19 protein-coding genes are annotated in these 17,920 nt (G+C 38.0%); 4 read left to right on the forward strand and 15 right to left on the reverse strand.

Annotated features, from left to right (window positions below; translation table 11 throughout):
* Positions 1 to 108 precede the first annotated feature (108 nt).
* From K2N75_RS03760 to K2N75_RS03780, 5 genes are all read right to left on the reverse strand, one after another.
* A complete protein-coding gene (locus K2N75_RS03760) occupies positions 109 to 1,386 on the reverse strand; it encodes an ammonium transporter (RefSeq protein WP_297679472.1) in 1,278 nt (425 codons plus the stop codon).
* 33 nt (positions 1,387 to 1,419) lie between these two features.
* Positions 1,420 to 1,767: a P-II family nitrogen regulator gene (locus tag K2N75_RS03765; RefSeq protein WP_297679473.1), complete on the reverse strand. Its 348-nt coding sequence runs from the start codon at positions 1,765 to 1,767 to the stop codon at positions 1,420 to 1,422.
* Between the two features lie 159 nt (positions 1,768 to 1,926).
* Positions 1,927 to 3,138 (reverse strand): potassium/proton antiporter, encoded by a 1,212-nt coding sequence (locus K2N75_RS03770; RefSeq protein WP_297679474.1) that lies wholly within the window; start codon positions 3,136 to 3,138, stop codon positions 1,927 to 1,929.
* An 18-nt stretch (positions 3,139 to 3,156) separates the two neighbouring features.
* Positions 3,157 to 3,729, reverse strand: a complete 573-nt coding sequence (recR, locus tag K2N75_RS03775; RefSeq protein WP_297679475.1) for a recombination mediator RecR — start codon at positions 3,727 to 3,729, stop codon at positions 3,157 to 3,159.
* A gap of 6 nt (positions 3,730 to 3,735) precedes the next feature.
* Positions 3,736 to 5,457: a cation:proton antiporter gene (locus tag K2N75_RS03780; protein WP_363318422.1), complete on the reverse strand. Its 1,722-nt coding sequence runs from the start codon at positions 5,455 to 5,457 to the stop codon at positions 3,736 to 3,738.
* 191 nt (positions 5,458 to 5,648) lie between these two features.
* Between K2N75_RS03780 and K2N75_RS03785 the strand changes: the two genes are divergently transcribed.
* Positions 5,649 to 5,774 carry a hypothetical protein gene (locus K2N75_RS03785; RefSeq protein WP_297679477.1) on the forward strand — a complete coding sequence of 42 codons (126 nt, stop codon included), beginning with the start codon at positions 5,649 to 5,651 and terminating at the stop codon, positions 5,772 to 5,774.
* Between the two features lie 18 nt (positions 5,775 to 5,792).
* On the opposite strand, the gene cysE is transcribed toward K2N75_RS03785, so the two are convergent.
* The 9 genes from cysE to K2N75_RS03830 all read right to left on the reverse strand — a co-directional run bounded on the left by cysE (position 5,793) and on the right by K2N75_RS03830 (position 14,848).
* Positions 5,793 to 6,491, reverse strand: coding sequence for a serine O-acetyltransferase (gene cysE, locus K2N75_RS03790; protein WP_297679478.1), 699 nt, complete (start codon positions 6,489 to 6,491; stop codon positions 5,793 to 5,795).
* Positions 6,488 to 8,344, reverse strand: a complete 1,857-nt coding sequence (speA, locus tag K2N75_RS03795) for an arginine decarboxylase (protein ID WP_297679479.1) — start codon at positions 8,342 to 8,344, stop codon at positions 6,488 to 6,490. The genes cysE and speA overlap by 4 nt, the downstream gene beginning before the upstream one ends.
* 40 nt (positions 8,345 to 8,384) lie before the next feature.
* Positions 8,385 to 8,633 (reverse strand): flagellar basal body rod C-terminal domain-containing protein, encoded by a 249-nt coding sequence (locus K2N75_RS03800; RefSeq protein WP_297679480.1) that lies wholly within the window; start codon positions 8,631 to 8,633, stop codon positions 8,385 to 8,387.
* A gap of 131 nt (positions 8,634 to 8,764) precedes the next feature.
* A complete protein-coding gene (locus tag K2N75_RS03805; RefSeq protein WP_297679481.1) occupies positions 8,765 to 10,519 on the reverse strand; it encodes a lytic transglycosylase domain-containing protein in 1,755 nt (584 codons plus the stop codon).
* Positions 10,520 to 10,530: 11 nt separating this feature from the next.
* Positions 10,531 to 10,824, reverse strand: a complete 294-nt coding sequence (locus tag K2N75_RS03810) for a YggT family protein (RefSeq protein ID WP_297679482.1) — start codon at positions 10,822 to 10,824, stop codon at positions 10,531 to 10,533.
* Between the two features lies 1 nt (position 10,825).
* Positions 10,826 to 12,196, reverse strand: coding sequence for a glutamate--tRNA ligase (gltX, locus tag K2N75_RS03815; protein ID WP_297679483.1), 1,371 nt, complete (start codon positions 12,194 to 12,196; stop codon positions 10,826 to 10,828).
* A 358-nt stretch (positions 12,197 to 12,554) separates the two neighbouring features.
* Positions 12,555 to 13,397 (reverse strand): HemK/PrmC family methyltransferase, encoded by an 843-nt coding sequence (locus K2N75_RS03820; RefSeq protein WP_297679484.1) that lies wholly within the window; start codon positions 13,395 to 13,397, stop codon positions 12,555 to 12,557.
* Positions 13,398 to 13,400: 3 nt separating this feature from the next.
* Positions 13,401 to 14,636 (reverse strand): M48 family metallopeptidase, encoded by a 1,236-nt coding sequence (locus tag K2N75_RS03825; RefSeq protein ID WP_297679485.1) that lies wholly within the window; start codon positions 14,634 to 14,636, stop codon positions 13,401 to 13,403.
* 62 nt (positions 14,637 to 14,698) lie between these two features.
* Positions 14,699 to 14,848 carry a hypothetical protein gene (locus tag K2N75_RS03830; protein ID WP_297679486.1) on the reverse strand — a complete coding sequence of 50 codons (150 nt, stop codon included), beginning with the start codon at positions 14,846 to 14,848 and terminating at the stop codon, positions 14,699 to 14,701.
* A 265-nt stretch (positions 14,849 to 15,113) separates the two neighbouring features.
* Here K2N75_RS03830 and K2N75_RS03835 point away from each other — a divergent pair, with 265 nt between their 5' ends.
* Genes K2N75_RS03835 through kdsB form a run of 3 tightly spaced genes read left to right on the forward strand, consistent with a single transcriptional unit; the run spans position 15,114 to position 17,570 of the window.
* A complete protein-coding gene (locus K2N75_RS03835; RefSeq protein ID WP_297679487.1) occupies positions 15,114 to 16,109 on the forward strand; it encodes a rod shape-determining protein in 996 nt (331 codons plus the stop codon).
* Complete coding sequence (gene pgeF / locus K2N75_RS03840; protein WP_297679488.1) at positions 16,109 to 16,804, forward strand: peptidoglycan editing factor PgeF; 696 nt, start codon at positions 16,109 to 16,111, stop codon at positions 16,802 to 16,804. Before K2N75_RS03835 ends, pgeF begins: the two co-directional genes overlap by 1 nt.
* A gap of 13 nt (positions 16,805 to 16,817) precedes the next feature.
* A complete protein-coding gene (gene kdsB / locus K2N75_RS03845; RefSeq protein WP_297679489.1) occupies positions 16,818 to 17,570 on the forward strand; it encodes a 3-deoxy-manno-octulosonate cytidylyltransferase in 753 nt (250 codons plus the stop codon).
* Here kdsB and K2N75_RS03850 read toward each other — a convergent pair.
* A complete protein-coding gene (locus K2N75_RS03850; protein ID WP_297679490.1) occupies positions 17,562 to 17,747 on the reverse strand; it encodes a hypothetical protein in 186 nt (61 codons plus the stop codon). The two genes, kdsB and K2N75_RS03850, sit on opposite strands and share 9 nt — an antisense overlap.
* Positions 17,748 to 17,920 lie beyond the last annotated feature (173 nt).

The following is a 17,920-nucleotide window of genomic DNA, read 5'->3' on the forward strand; positions in this document are numbered from 1 at the left end:
TCCTGCTTTAAAGATTTTATTGTAAAGATTGATTTATGCAGGGTTATGGATTATTTCGGATTTGTTTGCAAGGGCAAAGAAAGTTGTCCTTACAGGATTCTATAAACCCTAGCGGTAGGCAATTTCTCCGTGCAAAGACTGGTCTAAACCATTTTCCTCTTGCATTTCCTCTACACGCAAGGACACAAAAATACTCATTATCTTTAGCACCACAAAGCTGACCGCAGCAGAAAGCGCAAAGCACGCAATGATTGCGATAATTTGCACACTAAGCAAACTCCAATCTCCACTATATAACAGCCCCTCGCCTGCGGCTTCCTTGCTCACAATTTCATTGACTGAACTTGTCGCAAAAAGTCCTGTTGCGATTCCGCCCCAAATCCCACCTACTCCGTGCAATCCGAATGCGTCAAGCGTATCATCATAACCAAACTTAGATTTCATTGCGCTAATAGCAAAAAAACAAATAGGAGAAACAAAAAATCCAATCACAATCGCAGAAAATGGCGTTACGAATCCCGCAGAGGGAGTAATCGCTACAAGTCCCGCCACAATCCCTGTAATGCTGCCTAACAAAGTAGGTTTGCCATATTTTGTCCATTCTATAATCATCCACGAAATCATTGCACCCGCTACTGCGAAGTTTGTTGTCAAAAACGCATTGACTGCAACAGAATTTACACTAAGCGCACTTCCTGTGTTGAAACCAAGCCAACCAATCCATAAGAAAATCGCTCCAACAAAAGAGAGGGGCAAACTATGCGGGAGGATTCCTTTTTTGAATTTGCGTTTGCCAAGCATTAAACAACCCACAAGTCCTGCTACACCTGCTGCAATATGCACTACACCACCACCTGCAAAATCAAGTGAGCCAATCTCCATAAGCCAACCGCCGCCCCATACCCAATGCGCTAAAACATCATAAACTAAAGTGCTCCAACAAAGGATAAAAATTAGCAATACCCCAAAGCGCATTCTCTCCACAAATGAACCTGTGATAATCGCCGCACCAATCACAGCAAAAAGCATTTGGAAAAAAGCAAAAAGATTTTCAGAAACTAAGCCAATCGTAGAATCTTGGATATTACCCAAAAAAAGATGATTTAGATTCCCAATCAACTGCCCTATATCATCTCCAAATGCAAGAGTATAGCCCAAAATCACCCATTGAATACAAATCAGAGCAAAAAACACTACACAATTTATCATTGTGCTTAAGACATTGCCACGATTCACCATTCCGCCATAAAACATTCCAAGTGCCGGCGTCATCAACAATACCAACCCCGAACACCCTATTAAAAACAAAGTATCCACAGCAGAAACTTCGGAATCTGCACCAAAGACAAAGCCATATAAACCAAAAAATAATAAGATTGCTTTCATTGTATTCCTTTCACTGCGTCTTAAGGTTGGGCACTAGATTGCGTCTTCTCCCTCTTGACCTGTGCGAATCCTAATCACATTGCTAACAGGCAAAATAATAATCTTGCCGTCCCCTGCACTCCCTGTTTTTAAAGTCGTTTTTGCCACTTCAATAATCGCTTGAAGCAGGCTTTCTTTGGTAATGATTTCTATACGAATTTTTGGCAACAAATCAATCGTTGTTTCATTGCCGCGATACACTTCTGTCTTGCCTTTTTGGTTTCCCGCGCCCATTACATTGCTCACGGTCATTCCCTTGATACCTTTTTGAGCCAAAGAATCCTTTAAAATATTCAGCTTTTCCGAGCGCGTAATAATCTCAACTTTGTAAATTTTATTCATTCTGTTTCCTTATTTAAATTTTCAAAAGGATTTTACAAAATTTAAACTTAAATTTTTTAATTAAATTTAATTTTTAAGAAATATGCTAAAATTTTGTTGTTGTAGATATTAATGTGTGAGGATAGGATAAAGAATCTGTCCTTGCAAAAGCAACAAAATCTAATTTTTTTCGTCCTCCTCTACGATACCTAAATGTCGTGCAGCAAATCCTAAAGTCGTTCCCTGCACTAATACAGACACAAGCACCATAAAAAAGACGACATTAAAAATTAATTGTGATTGCTCCAACTCATACACAAAAGGATAAGTTGCAAGAATAATCGGTACTGCCCCACGCAAACCAACCCACGAGATAAATGCTTTTTCGTTTTTGCTGTATTTGCTGTTTGCCAAAGACACAAATACGCTCACAGGGCGCGCGACAAACATTAATACCAAAACCAAGCACAAGGCTGGAAGTGCGATTTCTGGAAGCTGCGAAGGAAAAACAAGCAATCCAAGCACCAAAAATACGAGGATTTGCATCATCCACGCAATCGCGTCGTGGAATGCAATAATATGCGACTTGTAAGGAAAGGCAAATTTGTTTGTCAGAATCCCTGCTATATAAATGCTTAAATAGCCATTTCCATTAAGAGTTACAGAAAGTCCAAAAATCATAAAAAGCCACGCAACGCTAATCAAAGGATAAAGACCGGGTTGAGAAATATTTAATCGCTCACAAATCTTTGGAAAAGTATAACCACACAGCAAGCCTATCACTCCTCCAATCGCAAATTGTGCGACAAATTGCACAATCCATTCCGCAACAGAAGTTACATTGTGCATTACGATTAATTGCAAGATTGTAATTGTTAAAAAAATTGCCATAGGGTCGTTACTCCCGGATTCCAACTCCAAAAGTGGCTTAATATTGTGCTTAAGCCTGATTTGATGGGAGCGAAAAATCATAAACACTGCCGCAGCGTCGGTAGAAGAGATGATAGAGCCTAGCAGCAAGGCTTCCAAAATCGCAATATCCCACATCAAATAGATAAAGCAAGCCAAAATCACTGCCGTAATCAAAACTCCAAGTGTTGCCAACATCACCCCGCTAACAACCACCGGTTTAATCTGCCCCCAATGCGTATCAAGCCCTCCGCTATAAAGAATAAAAATCAGTGAAACCGAGCCAACCGCTTGCGCCAAAAGTGCATTATCAAACTTGATTCCAACAATCCCCTCACTTCCTAACAACATTCCCAAAATCAAAAATACAAGCAATAAAGGAAATCCGACTTTTTCTGAAACCTTACTCGCATAAACACTAATAAATAAAATGGCTCCAATCGCGATGATATAAAGATGTAAATTATTCACAATTTCTGTCAAAATTTCTCCTTTAGAATCCTAAATCTTCACTCGGGATTGCAAAGCGCGAATAATTGAAAGCTGGTCAATATTTTCTAAACTCACGCCTGTGGGAACGCCTTGTGCAATTTTGGTAAATTGCAACCCCAAATATTCTAATTTATCTTCCAAATACAACATTACACTTTCATTGCCCAAAGTCGGGCTAAAAGCAAAAATCATCTCTTTTGTATGATTTTTTTGTATGATTTTCTCTAAATGTTTCAAATCCAATTTTTCAAGACTTTCTATTACAAAATATTTACCCAAAAACTCTCCACTCTCCTCTAACAAAAAAATCTCTCTAGGATTCGCAACAATGCACAATTCGCCATTATTGCGCGTATTATCACTACAAATAGAGCATAAAAAATCATTGGAGATTCCACCACATTCCTCGCAAATTCGTAGTTGTTGGACACAGCATTCAATATTATGCGCTAAACTTAACGCGCTAAACTTATCCTCAAATGCCAAAAAATACGCTAAACGCGTAGCAGATTTTCTGCCAATACTTGGAAGTTTCTCTAAAGATTCTACAAGTTTTGCAAAATTTTCAGGATAAGATTTCATTGTCTCTTAGCTCTCCTCTTCCCTATTAATTCCCATTTCTTTAGATTCTTTAATAGCTTCTAAGGCAGAATTTGCCAACATTTCTGCAACTTCGCGACTGCCATTAATGACTTCATAAAGTCCGATTCCTCTTAAGTCTGCCTCTATTGTCTCCTCATCGGTTTGGGCAATCACTCTTACAAGATGTGAAATATCCATAATATGCCGACAAGCCTTTTCAATCGCCAAAGGAGATTCCACACACAAGATGACAACTTTTGTTTTTTGGATTCCAATTTCTCTAAAAATCATTTTATCTGTGATATTGCCATACACAATATTGCAACCCTTTTTGATTCCCTCTTCTACGCGTTCATAATTGGAATCCACCACAAGCGTTGCAACATCACAACCACTAAAAAACTCTAACACCTTTTTGCCCAAAGTTCCATATCCGCAAATCACAACTTCATAGGAATGCTCCGCCTGCGATTTTTGATTAATCCCAGCCTTGCTGCCAATTTTTGCAATCTTAAGCGGAATCCTAAAAATTTTTAGAGCAAATTTAACACACAAATCCAATCTATCCAAGATAAAAGGCGTCGCAATCATTGAGAAAATTACCATTAAGGTTAAGAATTGATAAATTTCATTTGGAGTAATAGAAGCGACAAATTCACTTCCAAAAACCCCATTCAAGATTCCGCCATCTAATCTTAAATTTAGAATCTTATGTTGGCTAGCAAGCAAGAAAATAGCAAAAGAAAATTCTCCAATTTGCGAGAGAGAAAGCGCGATACGCATTGCAACTTTTGCCCCTCTTAAAAAACTTAAAAACGCAAACATAATCAAAGTTTTAATCAGCAACATCAACGCGACAAGTAAGAGCACGACGATAAAATATTTTGCTAAAAAAATCACATCTACTTGCATACCAATCGTGATAAAAAAAACTCCTAAAAGCAAATCACGAAAATACACCAAAACGCTTGCCACTTGATGTTTAAAAGGCGAATTAGAGACAAGCATTCCTGCTAAAAATGCTCCAAGCGAGAGAGAAAAGCCAAAGTATTTACTAAGATACGCTGAACCTAGCACGATTAAAAACACCGTCCCGACAAAAATTTCATCTGTTTTCATCTTGGCACTTGAACGCAACACAATACGCGCAAGGAATCTACCGGGCAACATCAAAAGCAATAAGACAATGACTGCCGAAACGCCTGTGCTTAACAGCATTTCACCCATACTTAAATCTTGATTGCTCAAAAGTTTAATCATTAGCAAAATAGGAATCACTGCAATATCTTGAAAAACTAAAATGCCTACTGCTGCCATTCCATAAGGCGTTTTGGTCTGATTGGTTTCATTGAGACTTTTTAAAACGATTGCCGTAGAGGACAAACTCACCGCGCTTGCTAAAATAATAGAAGTGTCAAGATTAAATCCTATCAAATAATGACAAATAGCATAAAATGCGGCTATGGAGATTCCAATTTGCAACCCGCCAAAGAGCAAAACTTCTTGCTTCATCTGTGTGATTTTTTTGAAGCTAAAATCAAGTCCTATCATAAACATCAAAAACACGATTCCAAGTTCCGCAGCTTCGTTTAAATCCACAGAATCCTCAACGCGAAATCCAAAAATATAAGCCGTCAGTGTTCCTGTAACAATGTAGCCAATAATTGCGGGAATTTTGAGTTTATTTAAAACAATCCCAGAAACTACCGCCATAGCCAAAACACAGATAACAATAAGTAAATTGTCTATTTCACACCTCTAAAAATAAAATTTTGAAATTATATATAAAATTTATTAATTTTTAAAAATTCACTTCAAATCTTTTGTGATTTTGTTTTTGGATTCCATTTTTTGTGGAATCTTAATGGGCAAGATTCTTTCATTTGAATCGCTTCGGGTAAAGCTCTCGCAAGGACGTGGTGGCTAGTTTTGCATTCTTGCAAAAAACCTTAGCCTTTCGTGGCGTAGTTACGAAGCAGTTGCGCAAACAAGCTCACGCACGCACGCACGCTTTGAACCCAAAATCCACAATGAATCAAAAGTAAATCACCATTAGTGAGATTTTAAACTTTTGCTTTTAAAAACTCTTGATACAAAGTTTCTAGTTTCTTGCGAGATTCTATATATTCTATATTTTTTGGTGCGACAGATTCTAATAATTCCAAACGCTTTTGCAAATAATTAAAAAGTTGATATTGAATATCTGGAATCTTATTTAAATCATCACTCATTCCTTTGATAATCGTCTTTGCAGGGATTCCAACTGCGGTGGAATTAGGAGGAACAGGGCGAATCACAACAGAATTTGCGCCAATTTTTGAATGTGCTCCTACGACAATATTTCCTAGCACCTTAGCCCCCGCGCCAATAATTACAAAATCTTCAATCGTCGGGTGTCGCTTTGTGCGCTCCAAACTCACGCCCCCAAGGCTTACACCTTGATAAATCACGACTTCGTTGCCTACTTCTGCCGTCTCACCAATCACTACGCCGTGCCCGTGGTCAATAAATACCCGATGTCCAATTTTACACGCAGGGTGAATATCCACATTTGTAAGCCATTGCGTGATTCCCATAAAGATTCTTGCTATGACTTTAAAGCCCTGATAATAAAGCTTGTGAGCGATTCTATAATGCACCAAAGCAATCAATCCGGGATAATTAAAAAACAATTCAATTTTAGAATTAATCGCAGGGTCTTTCTCTAAAATGACTGCAAAATCTTCTTTAATCGTGCCAAAAAGTGTGGTGGCATAGCTCAAGATTTTTCTCCTTCACTCTTGAATACCGTTCTTAAATAGCCATTTTCACTAAGCATTACATAAAGTTGCCCCAAAACCTCCTTTTTGGCGTCCTCTGGAATCTCTTTGCTCTCTTCTAGTCGCTGCTTGAGGCAACGTTCAATCTCTTTGGTATCATAATCCAAATCCTCTAACACATCTAGGATTGTTTGCGATTCTAGCAGATTTTCAATCTTATATCCGCCCTCTTCCTCGTCAAAAACGACGCTAAATTCTGTGGGGTGCGTGAATAGATTATGACGCATTCCCAACACTTCTTGATATGCTCCCACCAAAAAGAATCCCAAGAAATATTCTTCTTCATTGACATCAATATCGTGTAGGAATAATGGGGTGTTTTTGTCAAATGCCACTTCTCCGTCACTATCACAAGTAATATCCCAAAGGCTCGCAGAACGCGTAGGACGACGATTCAACCTATCCAATGGCATTACAGGGAATTTCTGCGCCAATCCCCAATAATCAGGCAAACTTTGAAAAAAGCTACAATTTAGCAAGTATCTCTCTTGCACCTGCTCTTGAATCCGAATAATATCGCTATGGTTTTTGTGCTTTAAAATCTTAATTACTTTTTTGATAATCAAATGCACAAGCACTTCGGTGTTGCTCCTATCTTGCAAATCAATATAACCCAAATCAAAAAGCGTTAGCAAAGATTCCATATGCTCTAAGCTATCGTGCAGATATTCTATCGCGTAACGCTCATTAATTGTATTGTATAAGTCAAAAAGTTCCTCTATCAAAGGGGGATTTTTCTCCTTTAAGTGCAATGCCTTTTCATCATATTCTTGAGAGAATAACTCCAAAACAGGCGCAATCAATACCGCGTGGCTAGCAGAAACATAGCGTCCGGATTCTATGAAAATATTTGGCTCAGGCTCTTTTTTGTTTTTGGCAATTTCTTTGAGCGTAAAAACAACATCTCCGCTAAATTCCGCAAGTGTATAGTTGCGATTCTGCTGATTTTCGTGTTGTGCATATTCCACCGCAAGCCCACCGCCAATATTGACGTTATTAAGATTCTTTGCTCCCATTTTGCGCAACTCTGCGTAAATATTCCCTGCTTCTCTTAGAGCTTTTTTGAGCGGAGAAATATCACTGATTTGACTACCAATATGAAAATGAATCATTGTAAATTTGTTTAGCAAATCATTTTTACGCAGTAACGCAATCGCTTCTACAAGCTCGCTTGCGGTCAAGCCAAACTTGGAATTAATCCCTCCGCTTTTTGCCCAGATTCCAATTCCCGTGCTATGCAAGCGGATTCTAAGCCCAATTTTTGGGTAAGGTTTGCCGAGTGTTTTTGCAACTTCAATAATTGTTTCAAGCTCATTTAATCCCTCAATCGTCAAGGTAATATCGTGCCCCATTTTAGCGGCAATAAACCCTAAAGAAATCATTTCTTTGTCTTTAAAGCCATTGACCGTAATGGGTGCATTCTCATTCGTATAAGCCATAGCAACAATCAATTCGGATTTACTTCCTGCTTCTAGCCCATAACAACGATGCGTTGTATTTTCCATAAGAGGCAGGATAAAATTAGGATAATGATTGACTTTGATAGGAAAAACTGCTTTGAATTTGCCCTTGTAATGATATTCTTTAATAGCACTCTCAAAGCTTGTAAAAATTTTTTCTACTTGCTTTTTCATCAAATGAGGAAAGCGTACCAAAAGAGGACCACGATAGCCATCTTCCCGCACTTGCTTAACAATGTTAATCAATGCAGGTTTATTTTGATGATTGACTTTTACCTGCCCATCTTCAATAATAAAATCATCTTTTCCCCAATATTCAATCCCATAATCTACCATTTATCAACCTTTATTGCACCTGATTTTTACTTCAACCCACTTATGCTTTTATGTCTAATAAAGTCTGCAACATAGAATCCTCTGTTTGAATGCTTTGTGCATTCGCCTCCGCTCCTCTTTGTGCCACGATTTGCCCTGTCATTTCACGCGTCAAATCTACATTAGAGCTCTCCAAAGTCCCTTGTGAAACACTCGTTGAATCTGTCGCAGTGGTATCCATTGTATTTTGTCCAACACCCACAGCATAAAAACTACCATAACTCCCAATATTTTGGCTAATTGTATTCATTGTCTATCCTTATAGATTGCATATTAAAGTTTGCAAAACTATAACCAAAAAATCTAAAATTTATTTTTAAAATTAATATTTTGCAAAAAGTTCTTAATAAACTCGTTTCATTCAAACACACCATTTTAATACTAATACACTAAACTTTTTTGCAACAAATCTAACATTTTAATTTCTTTTCCAAGTTTCTTTTGATAAATGACATAATTTGCTAGCACCTTTTTACCATATACGCGCGATTCCTCATAAGGAATCATCTCCATACTAAACCAAGGGTCTAAGGGATTATTCTTTTTAAACAAATGGTTTTTCCCCAATAATCTACGCGTAAATCCCGGACCTCCATTGTAAGCATAGGCAATAAAGAGCGGGTGGTTAAATTCTCGCACGAGAGGACGCGTGAAATATTCCGCATAAGGCACATTTACAGCAGGGTCAAACATATCAAAATATCCCACCTTATCCTCTTCTTTTAGCTCCTTAGCAATCGCCTTGACATTAAAGGGCATAAGCTGCATAAGACCTAGCGCATACGAAGTAGAAATTGCAGTGGGAATAAACAAGCTTTCTTGCCTTGCAAGAGCATATAGCAAAGCTTGTTTGTCTTGAGGAAAACGTGAAAAAACTTCCTTATAGGGCATTAAAAAGTATTCGGTATCTTTTTGACGCGCAAGCCAAATATAATGTGCCTTTGTCTCCTCACTATCTACCTTTGCCAATAATTGCTGACGACGAGAGTTTGCGTCCTTGCCTTTAATAGACTTAAAGGAATCGCGAATACGTTCCCATTCAAAAGGATTCTTAAAATTCCAACTTGCATTTTTTTGCTGTGTTGGCACATCATACACAAGCGTAAATTTAGGCTCAACCTGCATAATCTCAAGACTTGCAAGCACATAGACATCTACCATTTTAGAATCGCTTAAGGTTTGTAGATATTTTTTGTCCCCACTTGCCAAATATGCCCAAAAATTCGCACGATTCTTATTAAAAATATGCTTTGCTGTCGTTTGTGAATACGCAAAAAAGCTAAGGGCTTGTTGATTTTTCTGATACCTCATTGCGTTTAAGCCCAAATAAAACGCGCTTTCTGCGTCCAATGCACTCAAAATTTCCTCTGAATTTAGCGCGGTTAAGGAGCGATTGAAGTTATCTAAATTTGTGTGCATAATCATACTTTTAAGCGCGCGATTAAAGGTTGCATTGCGTTCTTTTAATAGCCTTGTTAAGGTTTCTTTGGAAATCGCAAAGTCTAAACGATTGCGATAACTCGGTGAAATTGCAAAATAAAAATCTCCAAAAGTTTTTGCGTCTTGTGTGATAAGATGTGCAAAAGGGTCTTTAGCGGCTAAAATTTGTAAATTTTTTGCAAGTTTTTGGTTATGAGGTTGCACATTTTGCGAAAGCTTTTTCAATGTTTTTTTATCTAAGGATTCTGCTTTTTTCGCAGTGAGTGCAAGGGCGATACATTGAGAATCCTCCTTTAAAAGCTTCTCTAAACTCATTCGCTCGCAAATTGTTTTGCGTGAAAGTGTTTTATTGCTTCCCTTTTTAAAATACAATCCAAAAAGTTTTGCGTTTTTACGAATCGCAAGATTATAAGCCTCTTTTGCTTCTTGCGGGGTAATTTCTTGTTGCAAAAACAGCCAAATATAAAAATCACGCGAAACCCCAGCGGGTTGCTTTTTGAGATAATCTAAAGTAATCTTTTGGTTAAGTGTTGGAATTGCATTTGCGTTTTTGGATTGGGTTGTCTTTGTAGGTTTGGATTCCTTTTTGGTTGTGGTTTGTTTGCTTGGAGTGTGCTTGGGATTCTGCTTCGCTTCTTGCGTATTTTGCGCTAAAAGCGAAGCAACAAAAATCAATAAAAATAAAAAACTTTTCATCTACTCACCCTTTATAAACTATGTGCTAACCCAAAAAGCAGCTTGACGACAAATAAATCTACAAACTTCAATGCCAAAATTACAATAATCGGTGCAATATCAATGCCACCAATCAGCGTGGGAATAACTTTGCGAATCTTTGCATATAAAGGCTCTGTGAGTTTGTAGAGAATCTGCACAATCGGATTATAAGGGTCAGGACGCACCCAAGTAATCAATGCAGCAATAATCACAACCCAAATATAAATGTTAATCACCATACTTAAAATCTGCGCAAGAGCTTCAATCAATGTGCTTAAAACCATTCTAACTCCTTACAATCTCTTTTAGATAGAGACGCAAAATAGGAAACAAATCACTTAATTCTGGACCATGCGTAAAGCCGGTAAGCAAAAAGCGCAAGGGTTTAAAAAACTTCTTGCCTTTTAGAGTGCTTTTTTGCATTGCAATTTCTTTAAATGCGTTAAACTCGCCTCTTGTCCAATCTTGCTCCTCTAGCATTTCCAAAAGCGTTTTTTGCAAACTCAAGGTTTCTGCTTTAAACTCCAAAATCTCTGTATTTTGGGATTCTGCCTCCGATAAATCTTTTTTATCCAAAGATTCTATTTGATTTAAAATCAATGTTTTTTTGACAAAGATTCTATCAATTTTTTCTCGTATTTCATTTAATGTGCTTGCCTCTTGCAAATAAATCTTTGCCAATGCGCCAATAGAGGAATCTTTATAACCTAAAAGCACCGCCAAATCTTGCTCACAGAGCCGCTTAAAATGCTCACGATTAAGGAATTTTAGTTTATCAATATCAAACCGCGCCGGAGCCTTTGCGATTTTACTTATATCAAACCATTCCAAAGATTCTTGCAGTGTGAAAACCTCACAAGGCGTTTTATTTCCCATTAAAATAAGATAATTCACAATGGCTTGCGGTAAAAATCCAGAATCTAGCAGCCATTGCACGCTAGACGCATTATCGCGCTTACTCATCTTTTTACCCTCATCATTTAGCAAAATGGGCAAATGAGCAAATTTAATTTCTTTATTATAGCCCAAACTTTGATGAATCAACATTTGCTTAGGAGTATTGCTCACATGGTCTTCACCACGCACAATAAAATCTATATCATAAAGCATATCGTCTGCGGCACAAGCGAAATTATAAGTTGGGATTCCATCTTCTTTTAAAATCACAAAACTATCTATTTCATTGGGAGCAAATTCAATTTCACCCTTGATACAATCTACAAATTTCATCTCCACTTGAGAGCCACGCAAACGCACGACAGGCTTAGGATTCGTTGCCTTTTCTAATTCTGCCCAAGAATCATCGTAGCGGAACGCCTCGTGCCGCGCCTTTGCTTCCTCGCGTTTATTTTCCAAAAACTCTTTGGTGCAATAGCAATAAAACGCACTACCCTGTGCTAGCAAATATTCGGCAAGTTGGCGATGATGTGGAAAATTATTACTCTGATAGACGAGATTATCCCAAGTGATTCCAAAGAGATGAAGCAAAAACATAATATCTTTATCTTTGCCCTCAATATTGCGTGCGGTGTCTGTATCCTCAATGCGAAGCAAAAATTTTTCATTTCTTTGTTTGGCTAAAATATAATTAAATACCGCTGCACGCAAATTTCCTGTGTGCATATCTCCTGTTGGAGAGGGCGCAAATCGCAACATTTATCAACCTTATATAATATTTTAGAAAACTTAGATTTTATCATAAGCAAGATTAAAATATTCAATTATTTTGTGATTGATTTTACTCTTGCCCTTGTGTTCTTTTGTGCCTTTGCAATTTTGCCACTGCGTCTTTGCAAGCATTTTTGTAAAAAATATGCGACAATCTATTAATGTAGAATCTCGCTTTTAAGATTCCATTGTAAAGGTTGATTTATGCAAGATTATAGATTGCTTAGGGTTAAGCCCTCGCGATAACGAAAATAAGCTGTCATTGCGAGAAATAAACGAAGTGGGAGACGAAGCAATCTATAATAATGCAAACAGAAAATAAAGCAATGGAATCGTAAAAGTGGAGCTAAAACTCTACAACAAAGCCACGATTCAAACCTGCAAAATCTTGATAAAACTGCAAACTTTTATGCGGCAAAGTTTGCAGATAAGATTCCACACTTTCTTTTTGATTGTAACCCATTTCGCAAATTAAAAACGGAATCTTACAATCAAAGCCAAGCTGAATAATATGCAACAGCATTTCATCGCCTCTTTTCCCACCAAAAAGAGCATTTTGAGGTTCAAACTTCAGTGAGGGAGGCAGAATCTCGCCCTCCTTGATATAAGGAGGATTTGCAAGCAATAAATCAAAAGAAATCTTTAATGTTTTATTAAAATCCAAATACGCACTTCTATGCAAAGTTAAATTCTCTGCTCCAAATCTCACTTTATTCACATAGGCGTTAAAAAGGGCTTCGGGTGAAATATCGCTTGCGTGAAATTCTCGTTTGGGATTCTTTGAGGCAAGCAACACGCTAATTGCCCCACTCCCTACCCCAATTTCTGCGATTCTTTTGCAAGATTTTTGCACAATCCAATCCAACGCCTTTTGCACTAAAATCTCTGTTTCTGGACGCGGAATCAACGCACCATACGAAACATACAACTCTTCACCATAAAAGCTCACGCTCTCTATTAAATATTCTATCGGCTCGTGAAGACTTCTGCGCAGAATCAATTTCTTAAAAGATTCCAACCAAAAAGGCGGAATCGTTGTTTCAAAATTACAATGCAAAGCAACTCTAGGCTGCTTTAAAACAAACCCAAGCAAGATTTCGGATTCTAAAAGCGGGCGCGGAATCCCTTGTTCTTTTAGTTTTTGTGCGCCATATTGGAGGGCTTTTTGAATACTCCATTGCGATTCCATTACTTAGACTTCACTTAAACTTTTGAGATTCTGTGGTTTGTTTGCGAGATTTGCACAACCTAATGCCATTAAGCGCGCCATTAAAGGCGGGTGGCTATAAAAAAATCGCATATACAAAGGGTGAGCCAAAGGAAAGGAATTGTTTTCTTTAACAAGGACCAATAGTGCATTTGCAAGAGATTCTGCGCTTGTTAGCTCTGCACCAAATCTATCGGCTGCAAATTCGTTTTGACAACTCCTCCAATTGACTAGCAACATAAAATACAATCCAATCGGCGAGCTTAAAAGCAACAAAAATACAATCAATGCGTGCGTGCTTCGCTCTAAATTTGCTTCAACAAACAAAGATTCAGGCAAGTTTGCCACCACAAACAATAAAATACCAAAGAATCCAAGCACAAGCCCTAGCATTTTGTAAATATCATAATGTTTAAAATGTCCAAGCTCGTGCCCCAAAACAGCAAGAATGGAATCACTTGAGATTTTTTCTAACAAAGTATCAAACAATATCACGCGTTTTGCGCGTCCTAGCCCTGCAAAATACGCATTCAATCTCCCATCGCGTCTAGAAGCGTCCATTACAAAAACGCCTTTGCTTTGGAATCCCACACGATTTAGCAAAGCAGTGATTTTATCTTGTAGTTCTGGATTTTCAAGCGGAGTGAATTTATTAAACATCGGCGCAATCAAAAGAGGATACAAGAAATTCACCCCAAGGAGCAAAACCGCTCCAAAAAGAAAGACATAAACTTCCCAAAATTGCACTTCTAAAATAATCCAACTAAAAACAAAAATCAATATTCCGCCCACAACCAACAATAAAGCAAAAGATTTCAGAGTATCTGCGACAAAAAGCTTCCACCCGCCTTTTGCAAAACCAAATCTTTTATCAACAACCAAAGTCTGATAGGCTTCCAAAGGCAAATTTACTAATACCCCGACAACAAGAAACACAAGCACAAAGACGACAGATTTCATCAAAGGAGATAGCTCCAAAGCCGAATCTAAGGCAGAAAAACCAAAAAGAATCCAAAAACTCACAAGCAAAAAATCTAAACTCACGCTATAGATTGCGATTTTTTCACGCACACTTGCATAATCTGCTGCCTTTAAAAACGCACTAGATTCCAAAATATAAGGTGGCTTGGCTCTTTCTTGTCGGATAAAATTCCACTGCAACAAAGAAAGAATCAGCTTCGGAAGACTAAAAAATAAAGCATAGCACACAATTAAATTCATTTATAAACCTTTCAATGGATTGGATTAAAAGTTTTCTAGGGCAAACTTCATATCCTTTTCAATCACGATTCCGTGCGTTTGCCCCTCAAAACTTTAAAATACACCACACAAGCACTTTCTTGCGTGATTCTATTTGCAAGAGATTGCGCACTCAAAAAAGACTTTTTCTCAACTAAATGACTTTCTAATTCTCCTTGTATGATAAAAATCAAAGGGCAATTCTTTAGCCGAATCTCTCTAGGTAGAAAGGAAGCTTCTCCCCACCACAAAGATGGGGAATTAATAAAAAAATGCCAAAAAGAAAAAGATGATTTTCATTAAAAGAATCTTAAAAAAATTCTTTAATGCGTCAATTTTTCAAAAAGCCAAATGAAATAAAATTTCCAAAATTTTGCGTATTATAACAAAAGCATATATAAAATTATTGTTTAATAATGTATAATCCAAAAATTGTATTAAAATAATTGGGAATTTTATATGGGAATTTTTGAACGAAACGATATTGCTATTGACTTAGGCACAGTGAATACTATCGTGCGCAATGATATGGAAACAACACTTTTTTGCGAAGCAACTTGTATCGCTCTTGAAAAAAAATATAATTCTCGTCGCATTCTAGCAATTGGTGATTCGGCAAAAAAAATGCTAGGACGCACCCACGACGAAATAGAAGTGATTAATCCTCTTTTAAATGGAGCAATCAGCGATTTTGAAACCACTAAAATCTTTATGAACGCAATTTTGCAAAAAGCAAAGGCGGGTTCGCTCTCTCCTCGCGTGGGCATTAGTATCCCCCAAAACCTCACGCAAGTAGAGAGACATTCTCTCTATGAAGCAACAATGCTTGCTGGAGCAAAAGAAGTGCTACTCATAGAAGACCCTTTTAGTGCAAGTGTCGGAGCTGGGCTAGACATTTCTACTGCACGCGCAAAAATGATTATTGATGCAGGAGGAGGACTTGTAGAAGTCAGCATTATTTCTTTAAATGGACTAATTACGAGTGCTTTTACCAAAGAAGCAGGGGATTTCATAGATTTTGCTTTAGTAGAATATTGTCGCCACAACAAAAATATTGGAATCAGTAAGGAAATGGCGGAGAGCTTAAAACGCAAAATCAATGTTTTTGCTAAGAATCCCACCATTCACATTGGCGCAAAAAACCTTGCCAATAGTATGCCCATAGAATGTGAATTGGATTTAGAGGAGTTTAAGGGCGTTATTTTAAGTAGTCTTTACAAAATCAAAGACATTATCATTGAAGCTATCCATAATGCGCCCCCGCAAATTGCGCCTGATTTGATTGAAGATGGAGCAACTTTGACGGGTGGCTTAGCACTGATTCCGGGTATTAAGGATTTCTTGGAAAAAGAACTTAGAATGCAAATCCACCTTACCCCCGACCCGCTTTTGGACATCTCCAAAGGTGTTTGGCGGATTATGCAAGATTATGAATCTTTTGAAAAAAGTTTATAATGGATTCTCACTCTTTGCTTGAACCCCTTGCCACACCAAGTGGAATCCAAGCCTTTTTAAGTCGCGCACCGCTTAATATCGCCTTTCACGCGGGAGGAGATTCTAAAGAAAATGTAGAATCCCATCGCTCCCTTTGTATTGCCCCTTTCCCTCTTTCCTCTCTTGCTTATCTCAATCAAGTGCATAGCAATAAGATTCTAAAGGCGCAAAGGGGAGGATTATTAGGTGATGGTGATGGAATCTTGATTGCGCAAAAAAATATCATCGGGCTAGTTATGGTAGCGGATTGCAATCCGATTTTGCTCTTTGATAGTAAGCATAAAGCCCTAGCATTGCTACACGGCGGACGCGCAGGCTTGCAAAAAGGCATTATTCCCAATGCCCTAGAACAAATGCAGCAAGAATTTAACACGCAAGCCTCCGATTTGTTTGCCTATGTTGGACCCTCTATTCGCGCGTGTTGTTATGAAGTAGGTGAGGAAGTCTTAAGAGATTCTCTCTTGCAAACAGGCAAAATCGTGCGTCAAGGCAAGATTTACTTAGATTTAATCGCGATTATAGAATCTCAATTTAGAGCCGCAAACATCACAAATTACGACATTTCAACGCATTGCACTTGCTGCACTTCTGCTTACTTTTCTTATCGCAAAAATCCCCAATGCGGACGCTTTGGATTATTTGCATATCTAACTTAAAGGAGACAAACCGATGATTATTATCCCAGCAAGGCTCAAATCCACGCGTTTTCCCAGCAAGGTTTTGGCGCAAATTCGTGGAATCCCTATGATTGTGCGCACGGCAGAACTTGCCAAGACGATTGATGATGTTATCGTCGCTTGTGATGATTCTCTTATCGCAGAGGTTTGCACGCGCTATGGTGTGCGCTCAATCCTTACAAGCAACACGCACGAAAGCGGAACAGACAGAATCGCAGAATGTGCGCGGATTTTAAAACTTGATAAAAAGGAAATCATCATCAATCTACAAGGCGATGAACCTTTCTTAGAACAAGAAGTGATTTTGCGCCTTAAAACCTTGATGGAAAAGGAAGCAAAAAAACGCGGTGCGATTCCTTTTATGGGGAGTTGCGCCAAACCCATTACCAAAGAAGAAGCCAACGACCCAAACCTTGTGAAAGTTGTCTTGAATGCCAAAAATGAAGCGATTTATTTTTCGCGCTCCTTGATTCCTTATGATAGAGAAAATCTTATCCAACATAATGAGCAGTATTTGGGACATTTAGGAATCTATGCGTTTAGTGGCGAAAGCCTGCAAGCTTTTTGCAATTTACCAAAATCTATTTTAGAATCCATAGAGAAACTAGAGCAGTTGCGTGCATTAGAGCATTCTAAAACTATCGTAATGGCAAAAGTAGAATCGCAATCTTTTGGGATTGACACGAAAGAGGACTTGGAGCGCGCCTTGAAAATGTTTGGCAAGAGACTTTCCACCTCATCGTGATGAGATTCTGTAAGGAATCTTGGTATGCGCGTCATTGCAAAGCCTCATTAGAGATTGTGGCAATCTATAATTTTGCAAATAGAAAAACAAAACAATGGAATCGTAAAAGTTAAAGGCTAGATTTTGGATTATGGATTGCTTTGCCTCGCTCGCAATGACGAAAAAATAAGCTGTCATTGTTAAAGATTAATTTTGCAAAACCCAAACTTGCAAATCTATAATGTCGCAGCTAAGGACGAGTGATTCAAGATAAATATAAGATTACATTAAGCTTTTTTAGGGTAAAAGCCAAAAGTTGTTTTGCAAAAATTTCAAGCAAGCAAAATTAAAAATAAAAACTAAAAAATATC

The organism is Helicobacter sp. (assembly GCF_029067145.1).
GTDB lineage: Bacteria > Campylobacterota > Campylobacteria > Campylobacterales > Helicobacteraceae > Helicobacter_D.